Below are 24,054 nucleotides of genomic sequence, written 5' to 3'. Positions count from 1 at the left end.
TATAAGAACAATAGCTTAATAGGTTCTATCTATTTTGGAGGCGTGTAAATGAAAAAAAATTACCGAATAGGATTAGTTGTTCCTAGTTCCAATACAACGATGGAAACGGAAATTCCAGCAATGCTTCGTTGGAGAGAACAAGTTGATCCGAATTTGTCGTTTACTTTTCACTCAAGTAGGATGCGAATGAAACATGTTACAAAAGAAGAATTAAAAGCAATGGATGTAGAAAGTGACCGCTGTGCTGTCGAACTTTCGGATGCCAGATGTGATGTTCTTGCGTATGCATGCCTTGTCGCTATTATGTGCCAGGGGCCCGGTTATCATATGGAGTCTGAACAGCGCCTATTTAATGCAACAAAAGAAAATGGAGCAGCTACACCGGTTATTAGCAGTGCTGGTGCTCTGGTAGATGGCATTAAAACATTAGGAGCTCAAAAAGTCGCTATTATTACCCCTTATATGAAGCCTTTAACCAAACAGGTGATTGACTATATTGAGGCAAGCGGCATACAAGTAACAGATTCGATTAGTCTGGAAATCCCTGATAATTTGGAAGTTGGACGTCAAGACCCTATGCGTTTACTAGAGATTGTTAAAAAATTAGATATTAGCCAAGCTGATTTGGTTGTCTTATCCGCTTGTGTTCAGATGCCTTCATTAGAAGCAATTCAGCTTGTTGAGAATGAAATCGGAAAACCAGTGCTTTCAGCAGCTGTTGCAACCGTATACAACATTCTTAAAACTCTTGATCTGCACCCGTATGTGCCAAATGCGGGTAAGCTACTATCAGGGGATATCATCTCTAAACTTCCAATTGAGGAGGGAAATTATAATGGATGAAGTAAAAAATAAATTTCGAGAGTCGATGAGCCGGCTTGCTACTGGAGTAACAATTGTCATGACTGAAATCGAGGGCCGGCCTTGGGGCTTAACTGTTAGTGCGTGCTGTTCAATTTCAATGGAGCCGCCTTTAATTTTAATAAGCCTAGCTACACAAGCAGCTAGTACACAAGCGATAATTAATAACCAACGTTTCAGTGTCAGCGTGCTTGCTGAGGATCAAATTGAAGTAGCAAGATCTGGAGCAAAAGCAGGTGCACCAAAGTTTTTTGAGGAGTTTGCAGAAAGTAAGGGCAGTTTTAATTATGATGTCAAAAATGCTCTAGCCAATGTTCATTGCAGAGTTGAACAAACAGTGACAGCTGGTGATCATACTATTTTTATCGGGTTCGTTGAAGATGTGATATTAGGTGAATCTAAATCACCATTGCTTCATTTTAATAGACAATTTGGAGAATTTAATCCAGCTGTAAGGAACTAATTCAAGTGAATGACTTTCCAAGATTGGTATGTTACTAGTCTTGGAGGGTTATGGAGGGAGAGTTGTTGTGGTGCATCAGCAAGGTGATGAGGATTTGTATAAAGAAAGAGGTTTTGGAAAATTATTGGGTTTTGGTAAGAAACCAGGGTTGATCGTTGTTGATATGATTGAAGGATTTACTGATCCTAGTATGCCTATGGGTTCCGATTTAACCTTGCAAATAAATAAAGTAAATGCGCTTTTGGAAATTATCCGTAATAAGGATCTGCCAGTATTCTTTACTACCATTTCTTATGATGATGATACATTTGCTGATTCAGGATTATGGTACCAAAAGATGGAGGGGTTAAAGACTTTAAAAGCAGGTACCAGTGCGGTGAATGTGGATCCCCGATTGGATATTCGTTATGGGGACGGCTTAATTGTTAAGAAATATGCTTCTGCATTTTTTGGGACCGATTTAATTGCACGTCTGAATGCACAGAATGTTGATACTGTGATAATTGTAGGTTGTACAACATGTGGCTGTGTTCGTGCTACAGCTGTTGATGCGCTGCAATACGGATACAGACCAATCGTTGTGGAGGATGCTGTAGGGGATCGTTCATTAGCATCCCATGAACAAAGTATTATCGATATGCGCCAGAAATATGCCGATGTATTAACTACCGAGGAAATCATAACAACAGTATCTGCTAAATATCCTAAGGGTTCATTTACAGCTTTAATAAAAGAATAAATTTTTCAATCAACGCTTTAGGCCTTAAACGTTTTTGATTAATGAAAAAGAAGGCCAGGTTGGATTCCCTTATAACTAAAACAATAGATAGTGAGGAGGGAAAATCCTGAAATATTATAAAAACCTATTCAACCCGCATTTAGCAGAATTAGAACATGGCTCTTATATAACGATTGGCTCCTTTGATGGCGTACATAAAGGCCATCAGCAATTAATTTCAAGCACTGTAGGGGAGGGTAAAAAAAATAACTACCCCACGATTGTCATAACATTTGACCCTCTACCGAAAACCTTTTTTAGCAACACTGAATTACCATCGTCTCTTATTACCAGTCCGCACACCAGAGCGGAGAGAATAGCTGCTCTTGGAGTCGATATCCTCATTGAATATACTTTTGATAATAGCTTTTCAACCATTAGCTCCGATGATTTTGTTGACAGCGTTCTATTGGGTTTAAACCCTAAAAAATTTTTTGTTGGAAAGGACTTTAGGTTTGGCTATAAAGGTTCAGGAACCCCCGAAGTTTTAAAACAAACAGGTGCCAGATTGGGATTTGAGACGGATATTTTCGAATTTACTCATTTGGGTGATGAGCGTATCTCCAGCACTAGAGTGCGCCAGGCGATAAATAATGGCGATCTTAAGCTTGCTTCTGATCTTATGGGTAAACAACACGAAATGTGCGGCAGGATTGTCCAGAGGTTGAATGATTATAAAGGACTATTTGTGCCAGATGCCGCCCTTATTCTGCCGCCTGCAGGGGAGTATTGGGTCAATCTGAAAAATTCTACTAACAAATACTTTACTAAAGCAATTATTTTCCCTACCAATCAATTTATTGAAATGAATTTAGACCAGGCTGCGATTAATTGTTTTTCTAAAGATAGGGTTACTTTAGAGTTTCTTCAGTCTGTGTCTACAGCAGTTCCTAAGGAAATTGACTTAGAAATAGCTATCCAGCGTCATTCTATACTAAGTTAAATTGTTCATTTCATTATACTATATTGTGAGAATTTATTAGAATATTGACACTTTTTGATACTCACCTTAGACTTTATCTATGATAAATTCGACAAGTTTAGCAACTTGAGGCTAATATAATAAGCTGTTTAAACTTCGATAACTTCAAAATGTGATCGGCAAGGATTCTCGTAAATATTTTTTAGGGGGAGAAGGATGGAAAATATTTCGGTAGTTTCAAAGTATTTAAAAACAGGCGAGATGTATAAGGAGAGTCTTCGTGATGACAGGACCGTTTATTATAAGGGCGAACTGATTCAGGATGTAACCACTCACCCAGCCACTAGCGGTGGTATAAATATTATGGCTAACATCTTTGATGCCCAGCATAACCCAGAAACACAAGATAAGCTTACGTACATCAGGTCAGACATAGGGGAACGAGTGACCAAAGCCTGGATGATTCCTAGAACAAAAGAAGATTTGAAGAGCCGAAGGGAATTAACGGATTATATTGCTCAGGAAACCTTCGGGGTGTTTGGCCGCCCGTTTGATTTAGCGCCTCTCGTGCCTGTGGGAATGGCGGCATATCTTTCAAAGTTCCGCAGCAAAAGGCCTGAATATGCAGATAATGTCCTCCACTATATTGACTATGCCCAAAAAAATAACTTGATGGGTCCTGAGGTATTAGTTGATCCTCAAAATGACCGTTCAAAAGCCGCGGCAGCTGGTGCCCGCCTGTTTGATGTCGAATTGGGGAGCCAAATAAAAGGCGGCGATTCTACTCCTGCTTTACTCCGGGTGGTGAGGGAAACGGAAGAAGGAATCTATATTAGCGGAGCGAAAGCGGTAGGTTCCATTTCGTCCCAAGGAAATGAGATGATCCTCTCTAATCTGATGCGTCCTGGTTTGTTACCTGAAGAGTCATTATGGTTATCAGTACCGATAAATTCACCAGGCATTCACATTGTCTGTCGGGAAACAGTCTCTTCCGATGCGGCAAGTACCTATGATCACCCGGTTAAATCACGAGGAGAAGAAATGGACTCCTTCTTGATTTTTGATAACGTTTTCGTGGAAAAGTGGAGAATTTTTAACTATGGAGTACCAGAACTTAATGAATTATATGGAGGGGTTGTATTAGGAGCGCACTGGCATATTCTCTCTCGTTTGGCAACCAAAGCGGAAATGTATGCCGGAGCTGCCCAGCTGATTGTTGATGCTTTGGGAACGGGGAAGATTCCAGGTGTACGTTCTATCGTATCAGAAGTGATTCAGTATGCTCAAACCTTGAGAGCATATGTATTGGCCTCAGAGGAACTGGCTAAACCAACTGAAGATGACGTGATGTGGCCAGATGTCAATATGCTTACCGCAGGGCGACTTTATGGTATTACACACTATCCGCGGATTATCCATCATCTTCAGGAATTATGCGGACAGGGATTGGTCATGAGATTCTCTGAAAAAGACTATGATCATCCATTTATTGGCGGGAAACTGGAGGAACTTCTCGTTGGACGGGATTTAACATCCAAGCAGAAAAACTTATTGATGAACTTTATTTGGGATATTACCACAGATTCTCATGCAGGTCGTGTTGGTCTTTTTGAAAACGTCAATGCACTCCCAGCTCCATTGCTTCGTGAGCGTCTATACCATGAATACGATCGAACACCTTTTATGAACCAAATACGTAAATCTATTGGTCTTCCAAAAGAAGTGTAATCACTAGTGAAAATGGAAGTCGCTTGATAGAAGAATAGCTTTAATTTGGGTTCGTTCGCCTGAGAGGAGATATAAATATGAAGCAAAATCATTCTTTTGGGGACCTTTTTGTAAACGGTCTAAATGCAAAAATTCACCTCATTACTAAAGGAGATAAGGCCGGTACTCCCGTCATTTTTTTGCCGGGAATTACTAGTTACAGCCTTTCATTTGCAAAAGTCCTAAATTTAATGCCTGAAAACTATTATTCCTTATCAATGGATGCCAGGGGCAGAGGGCTGTCCGATCGTCCTAAGGAAGGCTATCTATTAAAAGATTATACAGAGGACTTACTGAATATTGTAAACGCTTTAATAGATAATCCCATTGCTCCGGTATTGGTTGGCCACTCCATGGGAGCCCGGATTGCGGCTGCATTTGGCAGCCAATATCCGTCTCTCATTTCCGGCATCGTATTAATCGATCCTCCTATTAACGGACCAGGACAGAGAGAGATCTATCCTAATCCATTGTCGATGTTTTTAAAACAAAAGGAGGCTGTTGATCAAGGGGATATGGAATTATTCCGCAGCTTCTTTCCTTCATTTACAGATGAACAAATAGCTGAAAGAGCGGAAGAATATCGAAATAATAGTTTGCCAGCGATTATTGAATCCTACCAATCTCTGTTATTGGAGCCTTTTCAAGTATATATCAAAATGCTTTCAGTCCCTGCATCCCTATTAGCGGCAGAACATGGAGATACCATTCGTGAAAACGAACTTCAGGTTTTGAAAACGATCAACTCTTCGATGCAGGTTGAAAGGGTTAAAGGAGTAAGCCACATGGTGTATAAAGATGCACCAGAACAAACAGTTGATTATATTGTTTCATTTATTGAAGGAATTACAAAAAAATAAACGAGGTGTTAATAAATGACTGTTGAATTTCAAGAAATGGTTTCCCTGTTTAAAAAACAACTTGAATTGTGTAAATTAAAGCGGTCTGAAACGATGGCGGTATTAACTTCGGGCGAGATTAGAGCAGATTATGCGAAAGCGTTCCTGACGGCAGCTTCCGAGATCGGGGCGAACGCCTTTGAATTGAAACTGCCGCCAGCTAAACAAGGAGCTTCTGGTTCGTTTGGCATTACACCGTTAACCGATAACCGAGTTGCAGTTGAGTGCTTGAAGAAGGCTGACCTTGTCATTGACTTAGTTCTCCTCCTTTTTTCTAAAGAACAATTGGAACTGCAGGATGCAGGAGTAAGAATTCTGCTGGTTGTCGAACCTTTCGATGTAATTAAAAGAATGTTTCCAAAGGAAAGCGACAAAGAGAGAGTGCTTTATGCAACCCAATTATTAAGGAATGCAAAAGAATTAAGATTCACCAATAAGGCGGGCAGCGATGTTACCTATCAGCTAGGTCAATATCCAATCCTTACGGAATACGGTTTTGCTGATGAACCAGGCAGATGGGACCACTTGCCAAGTTGTTTTTCTGCTGCGACATCTAATGATGGCGGAGTTGACGGGGTTGTAGTTTTGGATAAAGGGGACATATTTTTCCCGTTTAACCGATATTTTCAAGACCAAGTAAAGTTAACGATAAAAGGTGGATTTGTTACGGACATTGAAGGCGGTTTTGACGCCATGCTGATGAGGGATTATATCGAAAGTTTTAATGACCCGCGAGCTTACGCGATATCTCACATTGGCTGGGGACTTAACGAAAGGGCACAATGGCATAGTCTCGCTTTCGATGATCAAGTGTTTGGCATGGATGGGCGTGCCTTTTATGGAAATGTCTTATTCTCCTTGGGGCCAAACTCTGAATTAGGGGGGAACAACGATACCCCATGCCATCTTGATTTGCCAATGAAAAATTGTACGTTATACCTGGACGGCAAGTTAATCGTTAAAGATGGAGATATTGTGATCGATGAAATGAAAGCTGTTAAACCACAGCTGGCTTGATTTACTAAACTCATTATTCCCTTGTGGTAAAAGGATGATTTTGTATCATTGAATATGGAAAAAACTGAATAAAGATGGAATCACTCTACTGCGATTTAATACAACTTCTTTGCGAGAGATGGTACTTTTTAAAGAAATTATGACCATTAAACGGAGGTATGTATTTTGAGCAACCAAACGGTTAAGATGAAAGAGCATTCTTCAATTGAAACACGGGGTGTCGATATGATTCCGGAGAATGAGCGGAATTCAAAGGCATCCAATGTATTCTACGTCCTATGTGGTTCGCAGTTTGCTTTTGGCATTATGGCAATCGGTTCATTACCGATTGTGTTCGGACTTGGCTGGTGGGCAGCATTCTGGGCATTGACGGTGGGGCTTGCGATTGGCTCCATTGCAATCGGACCGATTTCTATTTTGTCTCAGAGAACAGGTACGAATGGAGCACTAGCTAGCGGAGCACATTTTGGGGTAAAGGGCCGTATTATTGGTTCGCTTCTTAATATTGTAATAGCGATTGGTTTCTATGCTCTTATGGTTTGGACAGGTGCTCAAGCCTTCGTCGCGGGAGGTCACCGGTTGTTTGGCTGGTCAGAAGGAACAGGTACATTATTGATAGGTTGTATCATCGTCAGTGTCATAACCGCAATAGTAGCAATAATGGGGCATAAAGTAGTAGTTTTGTTTGAAAAAATAGGAACCTACCTGGTAGGAAGTATTGTCATTCTATCTGTGTTTATATTTGCTTCAAGGTTCAATGTTAGTTACGAAGGTGGTCATTATTTATTAGGAGGTTTTTGGCCGACTTGGGCACTCGCCATGCTGGTAGTAGCTTCGGTGCCTATTTCGTATGCACCATTTGTAGGGGATTATAGCCGATATGTTCCCAATAGTCATAGTTCGACGAAATTGGCAGGGGCCACATCCCTGGGAATGTTTGTCGGGTGTTGGTTAGCAATGGTACCAGCATCATTTATGATGTCAACGGTGAAGGATTTATCTACTCCATTCGTAACAGGAATTATTGGGGGGGCTCCATCATGGTGGATTGCTCCAATTACGATTGCAGGGATATTTGGTGCTCTGCCGAACGGTGGGTTGTGTTTATACAGTGCCGGACTTTCTCTCGAGTCCCTCGGATGGACGCTTAAACGGGTAACAACCACCATAATTATGGCAATTGTCGGTTTTCTCTTGGTATTCATCGGAGTTCAGGATGTGTCCAATATGATACACCTAATCGACGGGTTTGTTATTATCATTATCGTGGGTGTGTCACCTTGGTTAGCGATCAATCTTGTCGGACATTACTTGGTGAAAGGGCGTTATAAACCATTAGATTTACACAATAGTTCTACGTCAAGCAGCTATTGGTACTCTAGCGGATTTAACATTCCTGCTGTTATTTCATGGACGATTGGATTGATTGTGGGATTGTTGTTTACAAGCACCAGCATTTTCACCGGTCCATTCGTATCTGCCGTCGGCGGCATTGATTTAAGTTTTACTTCATCTGCGCTTGTTGGGGCGATTGTATACTACGCTTTAACGACTTTGTTTCCATATCGTTCAAGAGAAGTATCTAGTGAAGTTGCTGAGAATATAGTACCTTAAATTATTTAGGGAAGTCATTAATTTTATGATGGAAGACGAACTTCTTTTTAAAAGGAGTTCGTTTTTATTAGGGATGATTCTGTTTTTTATTGGAATATTTTCAAGGAGGTAAGCGAATGGGAAAAACATTACATCCGGGGCCGCAAAAAATTTCAAAAGTCCCTGCACCAAAACACTGGGTCAGTCCAATTCAATAGGTGGCCAATCTGGCGCTGTTGCGGTAAAGGCCTGCAATTTTACTTTTATAATGATGTCAAAACAGCAAAAACAGTGAAGACGAAATTAACAATTGCACCGGAGCAATGCGGAAAGTTAATGGCAAATTTGCAGGAAAGTTCAAGCCATTTCCAACGAACAGGCGGCGTTCATAATGAAGCTTTATGTACAACGGATGGGATTGTTTTATCCAGAGCGGATATTAGCCGGCAGAATGCCTTAGATAAATTGTATGGACACTGCCTTATAAACCGGATTTCCTTGAAAGATAAGCTTATTGCCTTTAGCGGCAGAATCTTCTCAGAGGTGCTGCTGAAGGCAGCCAAGATTGGGGTAGGAATTATTCTTTCGAAATCTGCCCCGACCGATCTGGCTCTCGGTTTTGCTGATGAGCTTGGGATAACGGCAGTAGGGTTTATCCGTGGAAACGGATTAAATGTTTACACCCATCAGGATCGAATTTTGAGTATTGATGCCATTAGTCGAACATCTTGAGAAAATCATACACACAGGGGAAATTATTGTAACTTAGATCCAAGCCACTTAGTTTGGCAAGGAATGGATCCGGTGGAAGCAATGAAGAAGCTTGGTCGTGAAAAAGTCATCTTTCACTTCCATGCAAAAGATACTTATATGGAAGTTAAAAAGATATATATTTTTGTTTATATGATAAAAAAGCTCTAGGGATTAGATCCTTAGAGCCTTTGCACTTTAAAATTAGTAGACCCTCAGTCCAAATTGTATATTGTGATGATTTTTAATCAGTCTAAAACTGCACACCCTGACACTATTAAACAGGAAACTTCATTTTATGATATAACCTGCCCTTCAGCTTTCATCCCTGAATTTTTTGGACCAAGAGTTCGTCCATAGAGGTACAGTATGAACCCACCAATAATTGCTATGAAGCTGATAACTGTAAAGCCAGGAATGTAAGATCCAGTATGTTCTAATAAAAGACCGACAATAAAGCTCGAAATGGTTCCACCGAATCCAACTCCTATTCCGTTAACAATTCCGATAGCTGGACCAACAGAGCTTGGAGACACACTCGATTGAATGATCGCCCAAAAATTTGCTGTGTAAGTGCTAATGAGTGTTCCTAAGGAGAGCGTAATGAGAACTATTTTTCCAACAGGGCTATCAACCACCGGAAGGAAAACTAATAAGATACCTGCGAATACTAAACCAACAGTTGCAATTAAGACACGTTTTCCTGTTCGATCACTGATGATGGACATCGGAATCGTTAAAATCACGGCAGCCAAGTAAGGCAATCCACTGAGGAGTCCTTGTGTCAGTCCAGTAAAACCAAGGGATTTGACAGCGAGTGGAATCCAAAGAGTAATTCCCCAAAAAAGCATATTTTGACCTAAGTGAGCACCTATCAACAATAGAAAGCGCGAACCACCTAAAGAACGAAAGGTCAACTTTTCTTTGGAACTTTGTTCCTCTTTGGGCTTGGTTTCCACTCCGTCAGGTTCTTTTTTAAGCAGCCATAAATAAAGAGGCACTACAATAACCAATCCTGCGGTTCCTAGAATAATAAAAAGTGGTTTCCAACCCAAATTTGCATTTATAGGTATAAGTATCAAAAACCCTAAACCAAGGGATAAAAATTGACCATAATGCTGAATGACCGTATTAGCTACAGTTAGTTCTTTTTTTGTAAACCACGCTTGCGCAAATCGAGATTGTTGAGGCCAATAAATACCCTCTCCAATTCCTAGAATAAGGCGGAAGAAGATTAAAAGCCCTACTGAATTAACCCAACCCGTTAAAAGTGTAGCAATTGACCATAATGCATACACGAAGATAACAACGGTTTTAGGATTCATTCTATAGGTTAAAATACCGCCAAAAAAATTTGCCAAGCCATAACCAATTAAAAAAGCACTTAATGCCCAGCTGGATGTTACGGAAAAGTCCGATCCCGAAAAGCCAAGATCTTTTGACATTCCCTCTAATCCAACAGATAAATTGGATCTGTCCAGGTAAGCTATAAACAATCCAATCATAAACGGGAGGGCAATTCTTAACCATTTTGATTTGATCAAATTTATCACAACCTTCTCTGTGGTTATTACTGTTAATAAAGTTACTAAAATTTTACCTCAAATATGGAACAAGCGAGCGATAATAAATAAATACCATTGCTAAGAAAACCTGGTTGCGCTTACAAAAACTTTCTTATGGGCACCGGAAATTTAACTTTCCGGTGCTGGAATTGGAGCATTATCGATGGATGTCCTTATTTAAAATTCGATTCGTATTTACGTCTTAGTCCACGAAGATCGTTCACAGGCTCCGCACCATTTTCAGTGATGATGACAGTTGGTTCTACACGTACGCCGCCAAATGGGAATCCATGCAAGTCAAATTTAATTCCAAAAACCATATTCGGCTCAAAAATAAATTCACTGTTAGGTCCTAAATCTGGTGTTTCCACTACTTCTAAGCCAACACCATGTCCAATGGCTCTCATTCCTTTTGTGTATGGAAGGAAATAGTCAGCCAAACCAGCATTTTCACAAATACGAAGTGTTTCTTGGAACAACTGTTTACCTGTCATACCTGGCTTGATAAATTCCACCATACGCTGATTGGTATCATAGGCGAAATCCATGATTCTGATTTGTTCTTCTGTGGCGCCTTCCATGGCAACGACCACACCGGTATCAGAACAGTAGCCTTGAACCATAGGGTTAAAATCGAACCACACATAATCACCCCGTTCAATTTTACGTTCCATAGGTCTCCATGTCGGAAGATTTGTATGATCAGGACCTGACACTACTAAGTAAGCGGAACCAATTTCACCGCCGCGGGAACGTGTTACATATTCTCCGATAGCTGATAGTTCAATTTCAGTTTTACCGATTTGTACCTGTTCAAGCGCAGCCAAAATACTGTCATCTGCTAATTTACCTGCTACTCGGATTAAATCTAATTCCGTCTTGCTCTTATAGAGCCGTTCCTGAATCACAATATCAGCAGCATCTACAATATTAATTCCATCTTTAACAAATGCCTTCTCCATTTCGCGATACAAAGATATTGGGAACAATTCCTCACCAACAACACCAACAGTTTTAACTGGATATGAAAGTTCGCTGACATATTTCGGTAATAAATCTTGCATCTCATAAATGTTATTCACATTTTTTATCCAGGAAAAACGCTTCGCAGCAAATCGATTCAGGTTTCCTAAAAATGCTTGGATTTCGCCTTCTAATGGGATAAACAGCGCGTGTGCGGATTCCTCGATACAATTGATCGTACGAAAGTTTGTATAATAAAAAGAATACCCAGGATGATATTCATCACTATAAACGAAAAGAACATCGATACCTTGTTCCTTCATTTTTTCTCTCGTACGGGCTAATCTTCGTTCAAATTCTGTTGCTACTACTTCTACTGACATTTGGTGTTCCCCCATTCGTTTTTTTGATTAATGATTGTGGATTTTCTTGTGAACGTTCACAATTGCATAATAGGGCATTTAGAAAGGTTTAGTCAATATATTTTCAGATAATTTTAAAAAAATATTTTTTTTAAAAACCGGAGTTGACACCATGAAAGTGTAAATGTTAACTTAATTTTGTAAATGTTTGTGAGCGTTCACAAAAAAAGGATGATATAAATGGGAAAAAAGCTAACAATTATGGATATTGCACAAATGGCAGGTGTATCTCGCCAGACGGTTTCCAGAGTATTAAATAATAAACCTGAGGTGAATGAAGCCACTCGGAAACAAGTACAGCGACTTATTGAGAAGCATGGATTTCAGCCGAGTCTTCAAGCAAGAAGTATGGTTACAAGAAAAACGAATATGATCGCTTTGTTACTGCCTGATATTGCAAATCCATTCTTTGCGGAAGTTGTACGCGGTATTGAGCGTACTCTTCGAGAAAATAACTTAAATGTCTTTCTTATGACGACAGAAGAAGATGTTGAACAAGAAAATGCGTTTGTTCAACTTTCAAAGAATTACAATGTGGATGGAATGATCTTATGCAGTCCAAGACTTGACGATGCGAATCTAAGGAAATTGATACCTGAAATATCACCTGTTGTTTTGCTGAATCGTGATCTTGATGTAGATGGAGCTGCTTGTGTTGTGGTTGATGCCACACATGGCGGGTATGTCGCAACCAAATACTTAATTGAACAAGGGCATTCCAAAATTGGAATCATTGTGGGTCCCCCGCGTGCTTACAGTAGTATTCAAAGATTAGAAGGTTACAAAAAGGCTTTGCAGGACTTTGGTATTCCTTTTGATAACGATTTGGTCATGCAAGTAGAAGTTGATAACAAAGGCGTCCATAAAATGACTGAGAAATTGATAAAGCAAAATGTTACCTCGATCACAACCTATAACGATATGGCAGCTGCCCATGTCATTCAGGCATGTACAGATTTAAATTTGAACGTACCTGAGGATATATCCGTAATCGGTTTTGATGGATTAGCCATTTCGCAGTTTACCAATCCCACATTAACAACCATGTCGTTACCGCTTTTTGAAATAGGCGAGACAGTTGCTAGTATTTTGATAAAAATGATTAAAGGAAATGAACCTTTTGAAAGACTTTCAAAGGTATATCCCATTTTAAAAGAAGGTAATTCAACTAAATCGGTTCATTTTTCAGATTAAAAGTTTGTTCGGATAAGCGGAAGGAGTTAAATTTAATGGAACGTTTTTTAAAAGCGAAGGAGTTTGAAGGTTATCAGGATATCTTCCAGGAAGAAAGTCCGTACTTAAAATATTTAGCCTTTGGAAAAATAACCTTAAAAGCAGGTCAGGAATACACGAGTGAAACGAATGGTTATGAAACCGCTCTAGTTCTATTAAGGGGTACTGCCACTATAGCTTGTGAGGGTCAGACATGGGAGAAGTTAGGCGGACGAGAGAATGTCTTTAGTGAAAAGGCTACAGCTGCCTATATCCCTTGCCATTCAAAATATGTAATTAAGGCTGAAACGGATTTGGATGTTGCTGTTTGCAAGGTCAAGGCAGAAGAAAAGTTCGTGCCTTTTATCGTCCGACCAGACGATGTCGTTATTAATCAGCGCGGTAAAAATAATTGGAAACGCGAAGTTCATGATATTATTGCTGATAATGCCGATGGTAGAGTCCAGCGGATCATCTTAGGAGAAACCTTCAATCTTCCTGGGGAATGGTCTAGTTATCCACCACACAAGCATGATGGAGAGCATTATCCTGAAGAGCCAAATCTGGAGGAAATCTATCATTATCAGGCGAATCCTAAACAAGGATTTGGCGTACAGCTTCATTACACAAAAGATGGCAGCATTGATGATGCATATATCATTCGTAATGGAGACAGCTTTGCGATTGACAAAGGGTATCATCCTGTAAATGCAGCAGGGGGCTACCAGATTTACTATTTATGGTTCATGGCTGGAGAGGAAGGAAGAACATTGAAACCATATGATGATCCAGATCATAAATGGGTTCATTCCTTAAATTAAATATTACATTTGACATAGAAGATTTATCTAGCTATGTCCATTGTTTACAATTTCTTTTTGAGAAAAATCCCGTCACAATGAACGGGATTTTTTTAGGTAAAAGAGTTATTCGAACTAGACAGAGGTTTACTCGAAATGGATAAAGATATTTTTTCCCAAGTATCCTTATTTCTGTATAAAAATAGGTTTATCAGTGAATAAATGTCCTATATAAAGGTGGAATCCATATGTCCTATAGGCGTTTATTTGATAAAAAAAAGGAAGCGAAAAGGAAAAGCATAAATAAAGAAGTTTCTAGGGAAAATGGTGGATTTTCCATCCATCATAATATAAAAGACAACCTTCAGCAGCTGAAACAGGAACTTGGAAACAGCCCCGATATAGTCATTCGTGAATTCGAGATGGGAAACCCGAAGACGATAATTGCAGCAATCTATACATCCGGCTTAGCCGATCAGAATATGGTTAGTGAATTTGTTATGCGTTCCTTGATGATTGATTCTATTGATGAGACACACATAAACAGAATACCGGAAAAAAACATTTTTGATTTTATTAAAGATAATGCTTTGACCATCGGAGAAGTAAAAGTGGTTAAGGATTGGAATGGATTATTATTATCGATTTTATCTGGTGATACAGTGATCCTAGTTAACGGTTGGACACAAGCGATTGTCGGCGGTACACGAGGCGGGGAATCAAGGTCGGTTTCAGAACCAACCTCACAAGTGGTGATTCGCGGGCCGAAAGATGGCTTTACGGAGTCGATAGGGACAAATATAGCCTTGGTTAGACGCCGGATCAAAAGTCCTAATTTGTGGGTAGAACCCATGAAAATTGGTGAGGTAACACAGACAGATGTAGCACTTATGTATATAAAAGATATTGTCAACGATAAGCTGGTGCAAGAGGTTAAGGAAAGGCTGAATAGGATCAAAATCGACAGCGTTTTGGAATCTGGCTATATCGAAGAATTAATTCAGGACGAAACATATACCCCATTTCCTACTATTTATAATACGGAGCGGCCAGATGCAGTCGCGGGGAATTTATTGGAAGGCCGGATTGCTATATTTGTTGATGGAACGCCATTTGTTCTCATTGCACCAACCACGTTTTTTATGTACTTTCAAGCAACGGAAGACTATTACCATCGGTTTGATATAGGGATTGCCATTCGTTTATTAAGATACTTGGCTTTTTTGATTTCTTTATTAGGACCTTCTATTTATATTGCAGCGATTACGTTTCATCAGGAAATGATTCCTACTTCCCTCTTGATCAGTCTGGCAGCACAGCGAGAAGGTGTTCCTTTTCCTGCATTTGTCGAGGCACTTATTATGGAACTAAGTTTTGAAATTTTGCGTGAGGCGGGTATTCGAATGCCTCGTGCCATTGGTCAGGCAGTATCGATTGTTGGCGGACTTGTTTTGGGACAGGCAGCGGTGCAAGCCGGGATTGTCTCTTCTGCGATGGTGATTGTCGTATCGATTACAGGGATTGCCAGTTTTGCGACGCCCGCATTCAATATGGCGATTTCTATCCGTTTGTTCCGATTTTTAATCATGATTTTTGCCGCTACCTATGGTTTTTATGGGATTGCTATCATTAACATTATTATTATTGCCCATTTGTGCGGATTACGTTCTTTTGGCATTCCTTATATGGCTTCACTCGCTCCGTTTATTACAAGGGATCAGAAGGATACGGTGTTACGTCTGCCTCGCTGGTTCTTCGTCACACGCCCGAGATTGGTGAGTCAAGAAAATATTACGAGAATGGATGAGGGTTTACAACCTGCACCTCCTAAGCAAAAAATGGGGGATGAAGATGAAAGTTAAAGGAGCGATCTTAACCGTTCTGTTAGTAGTGATGGTGGCTCTGTTATCTGGCTGCTGGAATCAACGGGAGCTTAATAAGATTGCGATCGTCATGGCGATGGGGGTTGATAAGGTGGAACAGACCGATAACTATCGAGTATCATTTCAGGTAGTCAATCCAGGAGCTGTTGCATCGGGACTGACGGGCGGAGGGGCTGGGGAGATGCCTGTAACGGTGTTTACGTCCACTGGAAGAACCTTATTGGAAGCCATTCGTAAATCCTCGCAAAGAGTGCCGCGAGAGCTTTTTTTTTCACATATGCAGCTGCTGGTGATTGGAGAGGATTTAGCAAAGAGCGGAGTAACGGAATTATTTGATTACTTCGATAGAGGTCATGAAGTGCGTCTAACTACGAAAGTAATTGTCACTAGAGGAACTAAGGCTGAGTCCATATTAAAAATCTTAACCCCTATAGAAAAAATTCCAGCAAACGGGCTTGCAGGGGAAATGGATATGTCAGAAAAACTTTGGTCAGAGAATATCAATAACACTATTGATGATGTCATCAAGACGTTTGTTACAGAAGGGAAAAATCCGATCATAAGCGGGGCTGCAATCATCGGTAACACAAAAGAAGGGTACAAGAAAACGGAACAGAGCAGCCCTCCTACCTTGATGGAAACCAGAGGAGTGGCCATTTTCAAGGATGGTAAGTTAAGCCGATGGGTAGATGGACATGCGGCTCGTGGAATCTTATTGGTTCAAAATAAAGTAAAAAGCACCCTTGTAGTGTTAAAACCAACTGGTAACAAAGAAGTTGATATAGAAATCCTTCGCTCACTTACCGATGTCAGCACAGAAATAAAAGCAGGGATACCGTTGATTCATATCCGCATACGACAAGAAGGTCGATTAGGCGGCATAACCTATCCTCTGGACCTGTCGAAAAGCAAAGAACTTGTAAAACTACAAAAGGAATGGTCAAAAGTAACTAATAAAGAAGTGAAGGAAGCGGTAAAGGTTGCGCAGAGTGCGAAAAGTGATATTTTTGGAATTGGAGAAGGGATGAAAAGATCGAATCCAAAAGAATGGGAGGGGCTAAAAAAAGAGTGGAACGAAACATTTGCAAAAGCAAAAGTGTACGTCACGGTCGATTCAATAATCCGCCGTACTGGTATGAGAACTAAACCGTATTTATCAGACCTTGAAGAGTAACAGCAGGGGGAGGTGATTGAAGATGGCAAAAGAAAGAATTGGTGTAAAAGAATTGTTTGCCTTGATTATCTTATTTGAATTAGGGACTGCTTTAGTCATTCCGATTGGATTTGCGGCAGGGCAGAATGTCTGGGCATCCATTCTTCTAGCATTAATTGGCGGGATCCTGCTATTTCTCTTATATAATTATTTTGCTATTCGGTATCCAGGTCTGTCTTTTAGCTTGTATACTCAAAAAATTCTCGGCAAATATATCGGGTGGGCCATTAGTTTGTTATACATCCCATTATTCATTTATATCGCCGCCCGGGATTTAAGAGAGGCTGGAGGTCTTTTGCTGGCTTCAACATATGATCGCACCCCGCTGTTTGCGATCAATGCATTAATGATGATTGCGGTTATTTATACGGTGAGAAAAGGTATCGAAGTACTGGCCAGAATGGCAGAAATCTACCTGATTATTATGATTGTTTTGGGTGTCTTGGGAAATATTTTCGTGCTTGCATCCGGAATTATTGAACCTAAAAATTTGCTGCCTTTATTTCCACATGGGTTAAAACCTATTTTGACAACAGCCTATCCTAATATTTTGATCTTTCCCTTTGGTGAAATGGTTTGTTTTACCACGATTCTTCCTTATTTAAATAAACCTCAATTGGGAAAGAAAACGGGTGTAGTTGCCTTAATTTTCACCGGAATCCTGTTGTGCTGGACACATGCTCTTCAAATTTCTGTTCTCGGGGCGGATATGTACAGCCGGGCTACATTTCCTTTGTTTGTAACAATTAGTAAAGTTAACATCGCTGATTTTCTGCAACGTTTGGACCCGATTGTCATTCTAGCATTAATTATTGGCGTTTTTTTTAAAATCTCGATCTATTGTTTTGCCGCAATCAATGTTGCGGCACATTTATTCAAAATAGAGAAGCCCAATAAACTCGTATTACCAACAGGGATTATCATCCTTTTCCTTTCGATCCTCATTGCGATCAGTGCGATCGAACATTTCGAAGAAGGGGCATTTATTATCCGTTACATATTGCCGATTTTTTGTGTTGGTATCCCTGTCATTCTTTTTGTGGTTGATTTGGTTCGGAAACGATTCAGTTAGAAACAAACTGATATCATAACTAAAAACAAAACAAGTAAAAATCATGCCTTCCTTGTGTCTCTCTTTTTTTTAAAAAAAGATAAAATGGGCGGAATGATCATGGTAAGTAGAAAGGAGAACAAAATGAGGTATTCAGGTAATGTCATAAAAGAGAAGGTTCTTTTATAATTACTCATGGCCAGGGAAACTTTTACTCCCATCAGGAGATCAATTAGGAAAGCAAATGCTATACTTAACCCAAAGAATAAGAAAAAGAGCAGGAATTTAGTCATTGTATAACTACCGCCTTTTACAATGTTTTTTTAAAAATACTGATAATAAAACCGCCTTACCTTAGTAGGGTCTAATCGCGATTTTTTTATACAATGCAGATGTTTATGTGGTGCAAGCCCAATTTTTATAGACTGATTTACATTTAATTTCAGGTTGTTGGAAATGATACCGTTTTATGGCTGATTTACGAAAATTATTGTAATTCTCAATGTAATCGATTACAATAAATGTAAACGAACACTGAAGGGGAAAGCAATAGATGGTTAGAATTGCGGATGTTGCAAAAATGGCAAATGTTTCAACGGCCACAGTATCCCGAGTCATAAGTAATGCAGGGACTGTAAAAAAAGAAACAGCTGAAAAAGTTTTAGAAGCCATAAAGAAATTAAATTACCAGCCTAATATGCTGGCAAGACAATTGAGAAGATCTGAAACCAAAACAATTCTTGTGGTGGTTCCTGATATAACCAATACTTTCTTTTCTGCGGTGCTGCGCGGAATTGAATCCGTTGCCATCGAAAACGGATATCAAGTACTTCTAGGAGATGCGCGAAACGATGTCGAAAGCGAAACTAGTTTTTTAACGATATTAGGTCAGAAAAAAGCAGATGGGCTGATATTATTAACGGCAAGGACCGATCAAAAAATATTAGAAGATTTATCCCAGGATTACCCTGTAGTATTGGCGTGTGAATACTATGAGGGTTCCAAGCTGCCTACGGTCTCCATTGATAATGTTAGCAGTGCAAGAAAGGCAACCGAATATTTAATTAGCTTAAACCACAAGAGAATTGGACATATTTCCGGACCCTTGAATATTGTCGTTGGACGAGATCGATGTAGGGGGTTTCATCAAGCTATGGCGCAACACGGCCTGTCTGTGGATCCAAGTTTGGTACAGGAAGGCGAATTCTCTTTTGAAAGTGGATTTAATTTAATGATGAAATTTTTGTCACTAGAGAATCCTCCTACAGCCCTTTTTGCCGGTAATGATGAAATGGCTATGGGTGCCATTAAAGCCGCTAAATCTAAAGGTTTAAGAGTTCCAGAAGATTTATCTGTTGTTGGCTTTGATGATATTCAATTTGCATCAATTTTTGAACCTGCTCTAACAACCGTGGCACAACCAACGTTTGATATGGGTCAAAAAGCGATGCGTTTACTGTTAAAATTAATTAAAGATGAAGAAATAGAGAAAGATCAATTTATTCTTCCTGATAAACTCATTGTCCGTGAATCATGCAAAGAACTTACCATAGAAGAGTAGTTTAGCTTATTCCTGTTAGAATTAAAATAATGAAAAACAAAAGGGGAGTGAACTTAATAATGGTTCACTCCCTTTTTATCATTATTTGGGGACCAGCGATTCTATTGGTTCCAGAACAGTTTTTATCATTCTGATTAAAAAAGAATCGAGGAAGTTTAAAAAAAAATATTGAATTCTATACTGTAATCGATTACAATAAGGGTGTCGAAAAAAAGAGTAAAATATTTTAGTGCTGAAATGAAAAGGTATTTTATTCTGAAAGGTTATTTCTTAATTTAAAAGAATGAATAAATTCAAATTTTTTTCGACGAAAATGTAATCCATTACATTTATAGAAGTTTGAAGGATAGGTAAATTATTTATTTACTAGGACTAAACACATATTTTTTTGCAAGGTAGTGTAATCGATTACACCAAATGACTTCTACTCATTCTTGGGTGAATCGAAAAGTTCGATTGGAGGACGGAAAACAAATGGAAAAAATAAAAGTAGGAATCATCGGGACAGGTTTCATTGGCCCCACACATATTGAAGCAATCAGAAGACTTGGATTCGTGGAAGTCGTAGCATTAGCCGAGACGAGTCAAGAACAAGCGGAAAGAAAGGCAGCTGAACTTGGAATTCCGAAAGCTTACGGAGATTACCGTGAAATGCTGCGTGACAGCGAAATTCAGGTAGTTCATAATTGTACCCCAAACCATGTGCACTTTGCGATCAATAAAGAAATTATTTTAGCAGGTAAACATGTGATCTCAGAGAAACCGCTTGCGATGAATAGTGAAGAATCAGCGGAATTGTTGACATTGGCTCAAAAACAGGGTGTTGTACATGGTGTGAACTTTAATTACAGACAGCATGCGAGTGTGCAAAACCTGCGAGCTAAAATTGCTAACGGTGACCTTGGGAAAGTGAATTTGGTTCACGGAAGCTATTTGCAGGATTGGTTACTATATGAAACGGATTTTAACTGGCGTTTAGCACCGGAAGTCGGCGGAAAATCTCGCGCAGTAGCAGATATCGGGTCTCACTGGTGTGACACCGTTCAATTTGTTACCGGTAAAAAGATTGTAGAAGTATTTGCTGATTTAGCAACGGTCATTCCAGTTAGAAAGAAAGCAATTGGAAGTGTGGCCACTTTCAGCACACAAAGTACTGAAGATGTAGAATATGAAGATGTTTCAATCAATACAGAAGACTATGCATCCGTACTAGTTCGTTTTGAAGATGGATCAAGAGGAGTCTTCACTGTTTCACAAGTAAGTGCAGGCCGAAAAAATCGACTAAGCTTTGAGATTAATGGCAGCAAGAGTTCTGTATATTGGAACCAAGAAGAGCCTGAAAAATTATGGATGGGGCACAGGGATAAGCCGAATGAAATCCTGCTTGCCGATCCAGCACTCTTCTTACCGGAAGCAAAATCAGCCATCCATCATCCTGGCGGACATAATGAAGGCTGGCCGGACGCTCTGAAAAATATGATGTTAAATGTTTATACTTTTATTCGTGAAGGCAAAGATCCGCTTCAGGATAAACCGAATTTCGCCACATTTGAAGACGGTCATACTTCAATGGCGATTACGGATGCCATTCTGGAAAGTCATGAACAGCAAAAATGGGTGAAGGTTCGTGCGAATAAGGAGGCTTTAGTATGAAACTAGGTGTGTTTACAGTTCTATATCAAAATCTTCCTTTCGAAGCCATGTTAGATAAATTAGCCCAAATAGGAGTAGAGGCCGTTGAGTTAGGAACCGGTAACTATCCAGGGAATAGTCATTGTAATCCCGATGAATTGTTAGGGAATCCAGATAAAATCAAATCGTTCCGACGGGCGATTGAAAGCAGGGGACTAACCATCAGCGGACTAAGCTGCCATGGCAACCCTCTACATCCTAATGTAAAGGCTGCCAAAGAGGCGCATGATGTATGGAGAAAAACGGTTTTACTGGCTGAACAGTTAGAGGTACCAGTTATCAATGGTTTTGCTGGATGTCCAGGGGATCATCCGGGTGCCAAGTTTCCAAATTGGGTGACCTGCTCTTGGCCTCCAGAATATGCAGAAGTCTTAGAATGGCAATGGAATGATATCGTTATTCCGTACTGGAAAGAAGAAGCGAAATTCGCTGAAATGCATGGGATTCATCAAATTGCTTTCGAAATGCATCCGGGATTTGTTGTCTATAATCCGGAAACACTACTAAAACTAAGAGAACAGGCAGGAGTGAACATCGGAGCCAACTTCGATCCAAGCCATTTGGTATGGCAAGGAATCGACCCAGTCGAAGCTATTAAAAAATTAGGCAGGGAAAATGCAATCTTCCATTTCCATGCGAAAGATACGTATTTAGACCAGGCAAATATTAAGGTAAATGGTGTTCTTGATACCAAGCATTACAGTAAAGTGTTGGATCGCTCTTGGACATTCCGCTCTGTCGGATATGGCCATAATGAAAAAATGTGGAAGGACATCATCAGTACACTTCGGGCTGTAGGATATGATTACGTTGTTTCCATTGAACATGAGGATATGCTTGCGTCTACCGATGAAGGTTTAATGAAAGCCATCACACTGTTAAAAGGAACGTTGTTTAAAGAGAAAGTATCGGAAATGTGGTGGGCTTAAGTAGAAGTTAATCTTCCTCTTAATCCCCCAACATTATAAAATAGAGGTGTTGAAAATGAAAACGGTTTTAGGTCAGGAACGTACTCTTGGCGGCCTTCCTATGGGAGTGGTTTGGGGATTTGTTGCAACATTAATTTTTATGGCTGGTGACGGTCTTGAACACGCATGGTTGTCTCCGTATCTTATCGAAAAGGGTCTGACCGTTCAACAATCTGCTACACTTTTTGCTGTTTATGGAGCCATATTGGCTATTGCCTCTTACTTTTCAGGTGTACTCACTGAGATGTGGGGACCAAGGAAAGTTATGATTATCGGACTTGTAACTTGGTTACTTGGTCAGGTTCTATTCATTGAATATGGTTTAAAGCTAAATAATTACGCTATTATGTTACCAACTTATGGAATTCGCGGTTTAGGTTATCCGTTATTTTGCTATTCATTCTTAGTGTGGGTTACGTATCGTAGTCCTGATCGCATTTTGGCGACAGCTGTTGGATTGTTTTGGGCTGCTTGGAGCGGCGGGCTCTATGTTGTAGGAAGCTTTTTCCCTGCCTACATGCTTCCGAAGATCGGTTATATTGGGTTGTTGTGGAGTGCTGTGGCATGGGTATTGGTTGGTGGAATTATTGGCTGTATCGTAGTGAAAGATGATATGAGAAAAGAACAAAAAGGAAATCCGAAGGAAAAACTAAAAAGCCTATTGAGTGGATTTACCATTTGTATCGAACAACCGAAAGTGGCAATTGGCGGCGTGGTCCGAATTATCAATTCCACAGGTATCGGTTCACTGCCAATCTTTTTCCCTCTTTATTTACATTCTGAATATGGATTCACGACTGAACAGTTTTTGCAAATGTGGGGAACGATGTGGTTTGCGAATATCATCTTTAACCTGATCATTCCTTACATTAGTGATAAATGGTTAGGCTGGCGCAAAACGATTCAATGGCTTGGCAGCTTCGGCATGGGTGTCATGTTATTAGTTATGCTTTACACGCCGCAGGTTTTTGGCAGCAGTTTCTTAGCCTTGAATATTGTCGGTATTCTAATGGGGATTACTCTTTGTGGGTTCGTCCCACTTTCAGCTCTTGTAGCATCGCTGGCTCCTGAGAATAAAGGGTCTGCGATGGCGATAGTAAGTTTTGGTGCAGGGATGTCCTACTTTATCGCACCGGCAATTGTTGGAGCATTCATCGGACTTATTGGTGTTCATGGCATTATGTGGATTTTCGCAGGCATGTATTTCCTTGGTGCTTATTTAATGAAGTTTATGAAGCTTCCGTATGAAGAGAAACAGGATGAAAGAGATTTTTTAAAAGAGAAACATGCGGGTTAACACAAGCAGAGTTAAAAACGAAACATAACCAAGGAGGATGAAACGATGATTATTATCCATGCAAATATCAAGGTGAAAGCGCGATTTCGCGAAATATTTTTAGAAGAGGCCAGACTTGTAACGAAACCTTCTCAAGCAGAGTCTGGAAATATCAGTTACCATTACTATGAGGATCCGGAAGATGCGAATAGCTTTATCTTTGTAGAGAAATGGAAGGATGAACAAGCGATCGGGCGGCATGAGGAGACCCCTCATTTTAAAAGATTCATTAAGGCTGTTGAACCGATTGTCTCTGAACCGATCCATGCAGAATTATTTGAGTCTTCATTGAAAAATTAATTAGTTGGACAAACATAAGGATTAACTCCACCGAGTAT

General features: G+C 39.9%; 20 protein-coding genes and 1 pseudogene. 19 read left to right on the top strand and 2 right to left on the bottom strand.

All coding sequences use genetic code 11. The features are described 5' to 3' along the window. Positions 1 to 48 precede the first annotated feature (48 nt). The 9 genes and pseudogenes from M3226_RS12620 to fdhD all read left to right on the top strand — a co-directional run. Positions 49 to 843: a maleate cis-trans isomerase family protein gene (locus M3226_RS12620; RefSeq protein ID WP_285857830.1), complete on the top strand. Its 795-nt coding sequence runs from the start codon at positions 49 to 51 to the stop codon at positions 841 to 843. Continuing rightward, the gene (locus M3226_RS12615; RefSeq protein ID WP_251565844.1) at positions 836 to 1,324 is read left to right on the top strand and encodes a flavin reductase family protein; all 489 of its coding nucleotides are present in this window, start codon (positions 836 to 838) and stop codon (positions 1,322 to 1,324) included. The genes M3226_RS12620 and M3226_RS12615 overlap by 8 nt, the downstream gene beginning before the upstream one ends. Positions 1,325 to 1,391: 67 nt before the next feature. Then, positions 1,392 to 2,063, top strand: coding sequence for an isochorismatase family protein (locus M3226_RS12610; RefSeq protein WP_251565842.1), 672 nt, complete (start codon positions 1,392 to 1,394; stop codon positions 2,061 to 2,063). 103 nt (positions 2,064 to 2,166) lie between these two features. Beyond that, a complete protein-coding gene (locus M3226_RS12605) occupies positions 2,167 to 3,045 on the top strand; it encodes an FAD synthetase family protein (RefSeq protein ID WP_308211943.1) in 879 nt (292 codons plus the stop codon). Positions 3,046 to 3,240: 195 nt separating this feature from the next. Beyond that, positions 3,241 to 4,752: a 4-hydroxyphenylacetate 3-hydroxylase N-terminal domain-containing protein gene (locus tag M3226_RS12600; protein ID WP_251565840.1), complete on the top strand. Its 1,512-nt coding sequence runs from the start codon at positions 3,241 to 3,243 to the stop codon at positions 4,750 to 4,752. 77 nt (positions 4,753 to 4,829) lie between these two features. Beyond that, positions 4,830 to 5,651 carry an alpha/beta fold hydrolase gene (locus tag M3226_RS12595; RefSeq protein WP_251565838.1) on the top strand — a complete coding sequence of 274 codons (822 nt, stop codon included), beginning with the start codon at positions 4,830 to 4,832 and terminating at the stop codon, positions 5,649 to 5,651. A gap of 15 nt (positions 5,652 to 5,666) precedes the next feature. Further along, positions 5,667 to 6,707 carry a leucyl aminopeptidase gene (locus tag M3226_RS12590; protein WP_144563567.1) on the top strand — a complete coding sequence of 347 codons (1,041 nt, stop codon included), beginning with the start codon at positions 5,667 to 5,669 and terminating at the stop codon, positions 6,705 to 6,707. 165 nt (positions 6,708 to 6,872) lie between these two features. Then, a complete protein-coding gene (locus tag M3226_RS12585; protein ID WP_251565836.1) occupies positions 6,873 to 8,321 on the top strand; it encodes a purine-cytosine permease family protein in 1,449 nt (482 codons plus the stop codon). Between the two features lie 204 nt (positions 8,322 to 8,525). Beyond that, positions 8,526 to 9,032: pseudogene (gene fdhD, locus M3226_RS12580) on the top strand (formate dehydrogenase accessory sulfurtransferase FdhD); the annotation flags it as partial. Between the two features lie 314 nt (positions 9,033 to 9,346). Here the strand turns inward: fdhD and M3226_RS12570 are convergent. After that, the gene (locus M3226_RS12570; RefSeq protein WP_251565834.1) at positions 9,347 to 10,594 is read right to left on the bottom strand and encodes an MFS transporter; all 1,248 of its coding nucleotides are present in this window, start codon (positions 10,592 to 10,594) and stop codon (positions 9,347 to 9,349) included. Between the two features lie 194 nt (positions 10,595 to 10,788). Beyond that, complete coding sequence (locus M3226_RS12565; RefSeq protein WP_251565832.1) at positions 10,789 to 11,961, bottom strand: M24 family metallopeptidase; 1,173 nt, start codon at positions 11,959 to 11,961, stop codon at positions 10,789 to 10,791. 219 nt (positions 11,962 to 12,180) lie between these two features. Here M3226_RS12565 and M3226_RS12560 point away from each other — a divergent pair, with 219 nt between their 5' ends. The 10 genes from M3226_RS12560 (at position 12,181) to M3226_RS12515 (ending at position 24,016) form a co-directional block, all read left to right on the top strand. Beyond that, the gene (locus tag M3226_RS12560; protein ID WP_251565830.1) at positions 12,181 to 13,194 is read left to right on the top strand and encodes a LacI family DNA-binding transcriptional regulator; all 1,014 of its coding nucleotides are present in this window, start codon (positions 12,181 to 12,183) and stop codon (positions 13,192 to 13,194) included. 35 nt (positions 13,195 to 13,229) lie between these two features. After that, positions 13,230 to 14,033 carry a 5-deoxy-glucuronate isomerase gene (gene iolB, locus M3226_RS12555; RefSeq protein WP_251565828.1) on the top strand — a complete coding sequence of 268 codons (804 nt, stop codon included), beginning with the start codon at positions 13,230 to 13,232 and terminating at the stop codon, positions 14,031 to 14,033. A gap of 227 nt (positions 14,034 to 14,260) precedes the next feature. After that, positions 14,261 to 15,874 carry a spore germination protein gene (locus M3226_RS12550; RefSeq protein WP_251565826.1) on the top strand — a complete coding sequence of 538 codons (1,614 nt, stop codon included), beginning with the start codon at positions 14,261 to 14,263 and terminating at the stop codon, positions 15,872 to 15,874. Beyond that, a complete protein-coding gene (locus M3226_RS12545; RefSeq protein ID WP_251565824.1) occupies positions 15,864 to 17,069 on the top strand; it encodes a Ger(x)C family spore germination protein in 1,206 nt (401 codons plus the stop codon). Before M3226_RS12550 ends, M3226_RS12545 begins: the two co-directional genes overlap by 11 nt. 22 nt (positions 17,070 to 17,091) lie before the next feature. After that, a complete protein-coding gene (locus M3226_RS12540) occupies positions 17,092 to 18,180 on the top strand; it encodes a GerAB/ArcD/ProY family transporter (RefSeq protein ID WP_251565822.1) in 1,089 nt (362 codons plus the stop codon). A 532-nt stretch (positions 18,181 to 18,712) separates the two neighbouring features. After that, complete coding sequence (locus tag M3226_RS12535; RefSeq protein ID WP_251565821.1) at positions 18,713 to 19,720, top strand: LacI family DNA-binding transcriptional regulator; 1,008 nt, start codon at positions 18,713 to 18,715, stop codon at positions 19,718 to 19,720. A 417-nt stretch (positions 19,721 to 20,137) separates the two neighbouring features. Then, a complete protein-coding gene (locus tag M3226_RS12530; protein WP_251565819.1) occupies positions 20,138 to 21,373 on the top strand; it encodes a Gfo/Idh/MocA family protein in 1,236 nt (411 codons plus the stop codon). Continuing rightward, the gene (locus M3226_RS12525) at positions 21,370 to 22,341 is read left to right on the top strand and encodes a sugar phosphate isomerase/epimerase family protein (RefSeq protein ID WP_251565817.1); all 972 of its coding nucleotides are present in this window, start codon (positions 21,370 to 21,372) and stop codon (positions 22,339 to 22,341) included. The genes M3226_RS12530 and M3226_RS12525 overlap by 4 nt, the downstream gene beginning before the upstream one ends. A gap of 55 nt (positions 22,342 to 22,396) precedes the next feature. Continuing rightward, positions 22,397 to 23,677, top strand: a complete 1,281-nt coding sequence (locus tag M3226_RS12520; RefSeq protein WP_251565815.1) for an MFS transporter — start codon at positions 22,397 to 22,399, stop codon at positions 23,675 to 23,677. A gap of 45 nt (positions 23,678 to 23,722) precedes the next feature. Further along, on the top strand, positions 23,723 to 24,016 hold the full coding sequence (locus M3226_RS12515; protein WP_251565813.1) for a putative quinol monooxygenase: 294 nt from the start codon (positions 23,723 to 23,725) through the stop codon (positions 24,014 to 24,016). Positions 24,017 to 24,054 lie beyond the last annotated feature (38 nt).

The organism is Neobacillus cucumis, assembly GCF_023715505.1.
Note: the sequence above shows the minus strand (reverse complement) of the source record. Positions and strands in the feature narration are given on the sequence as shown.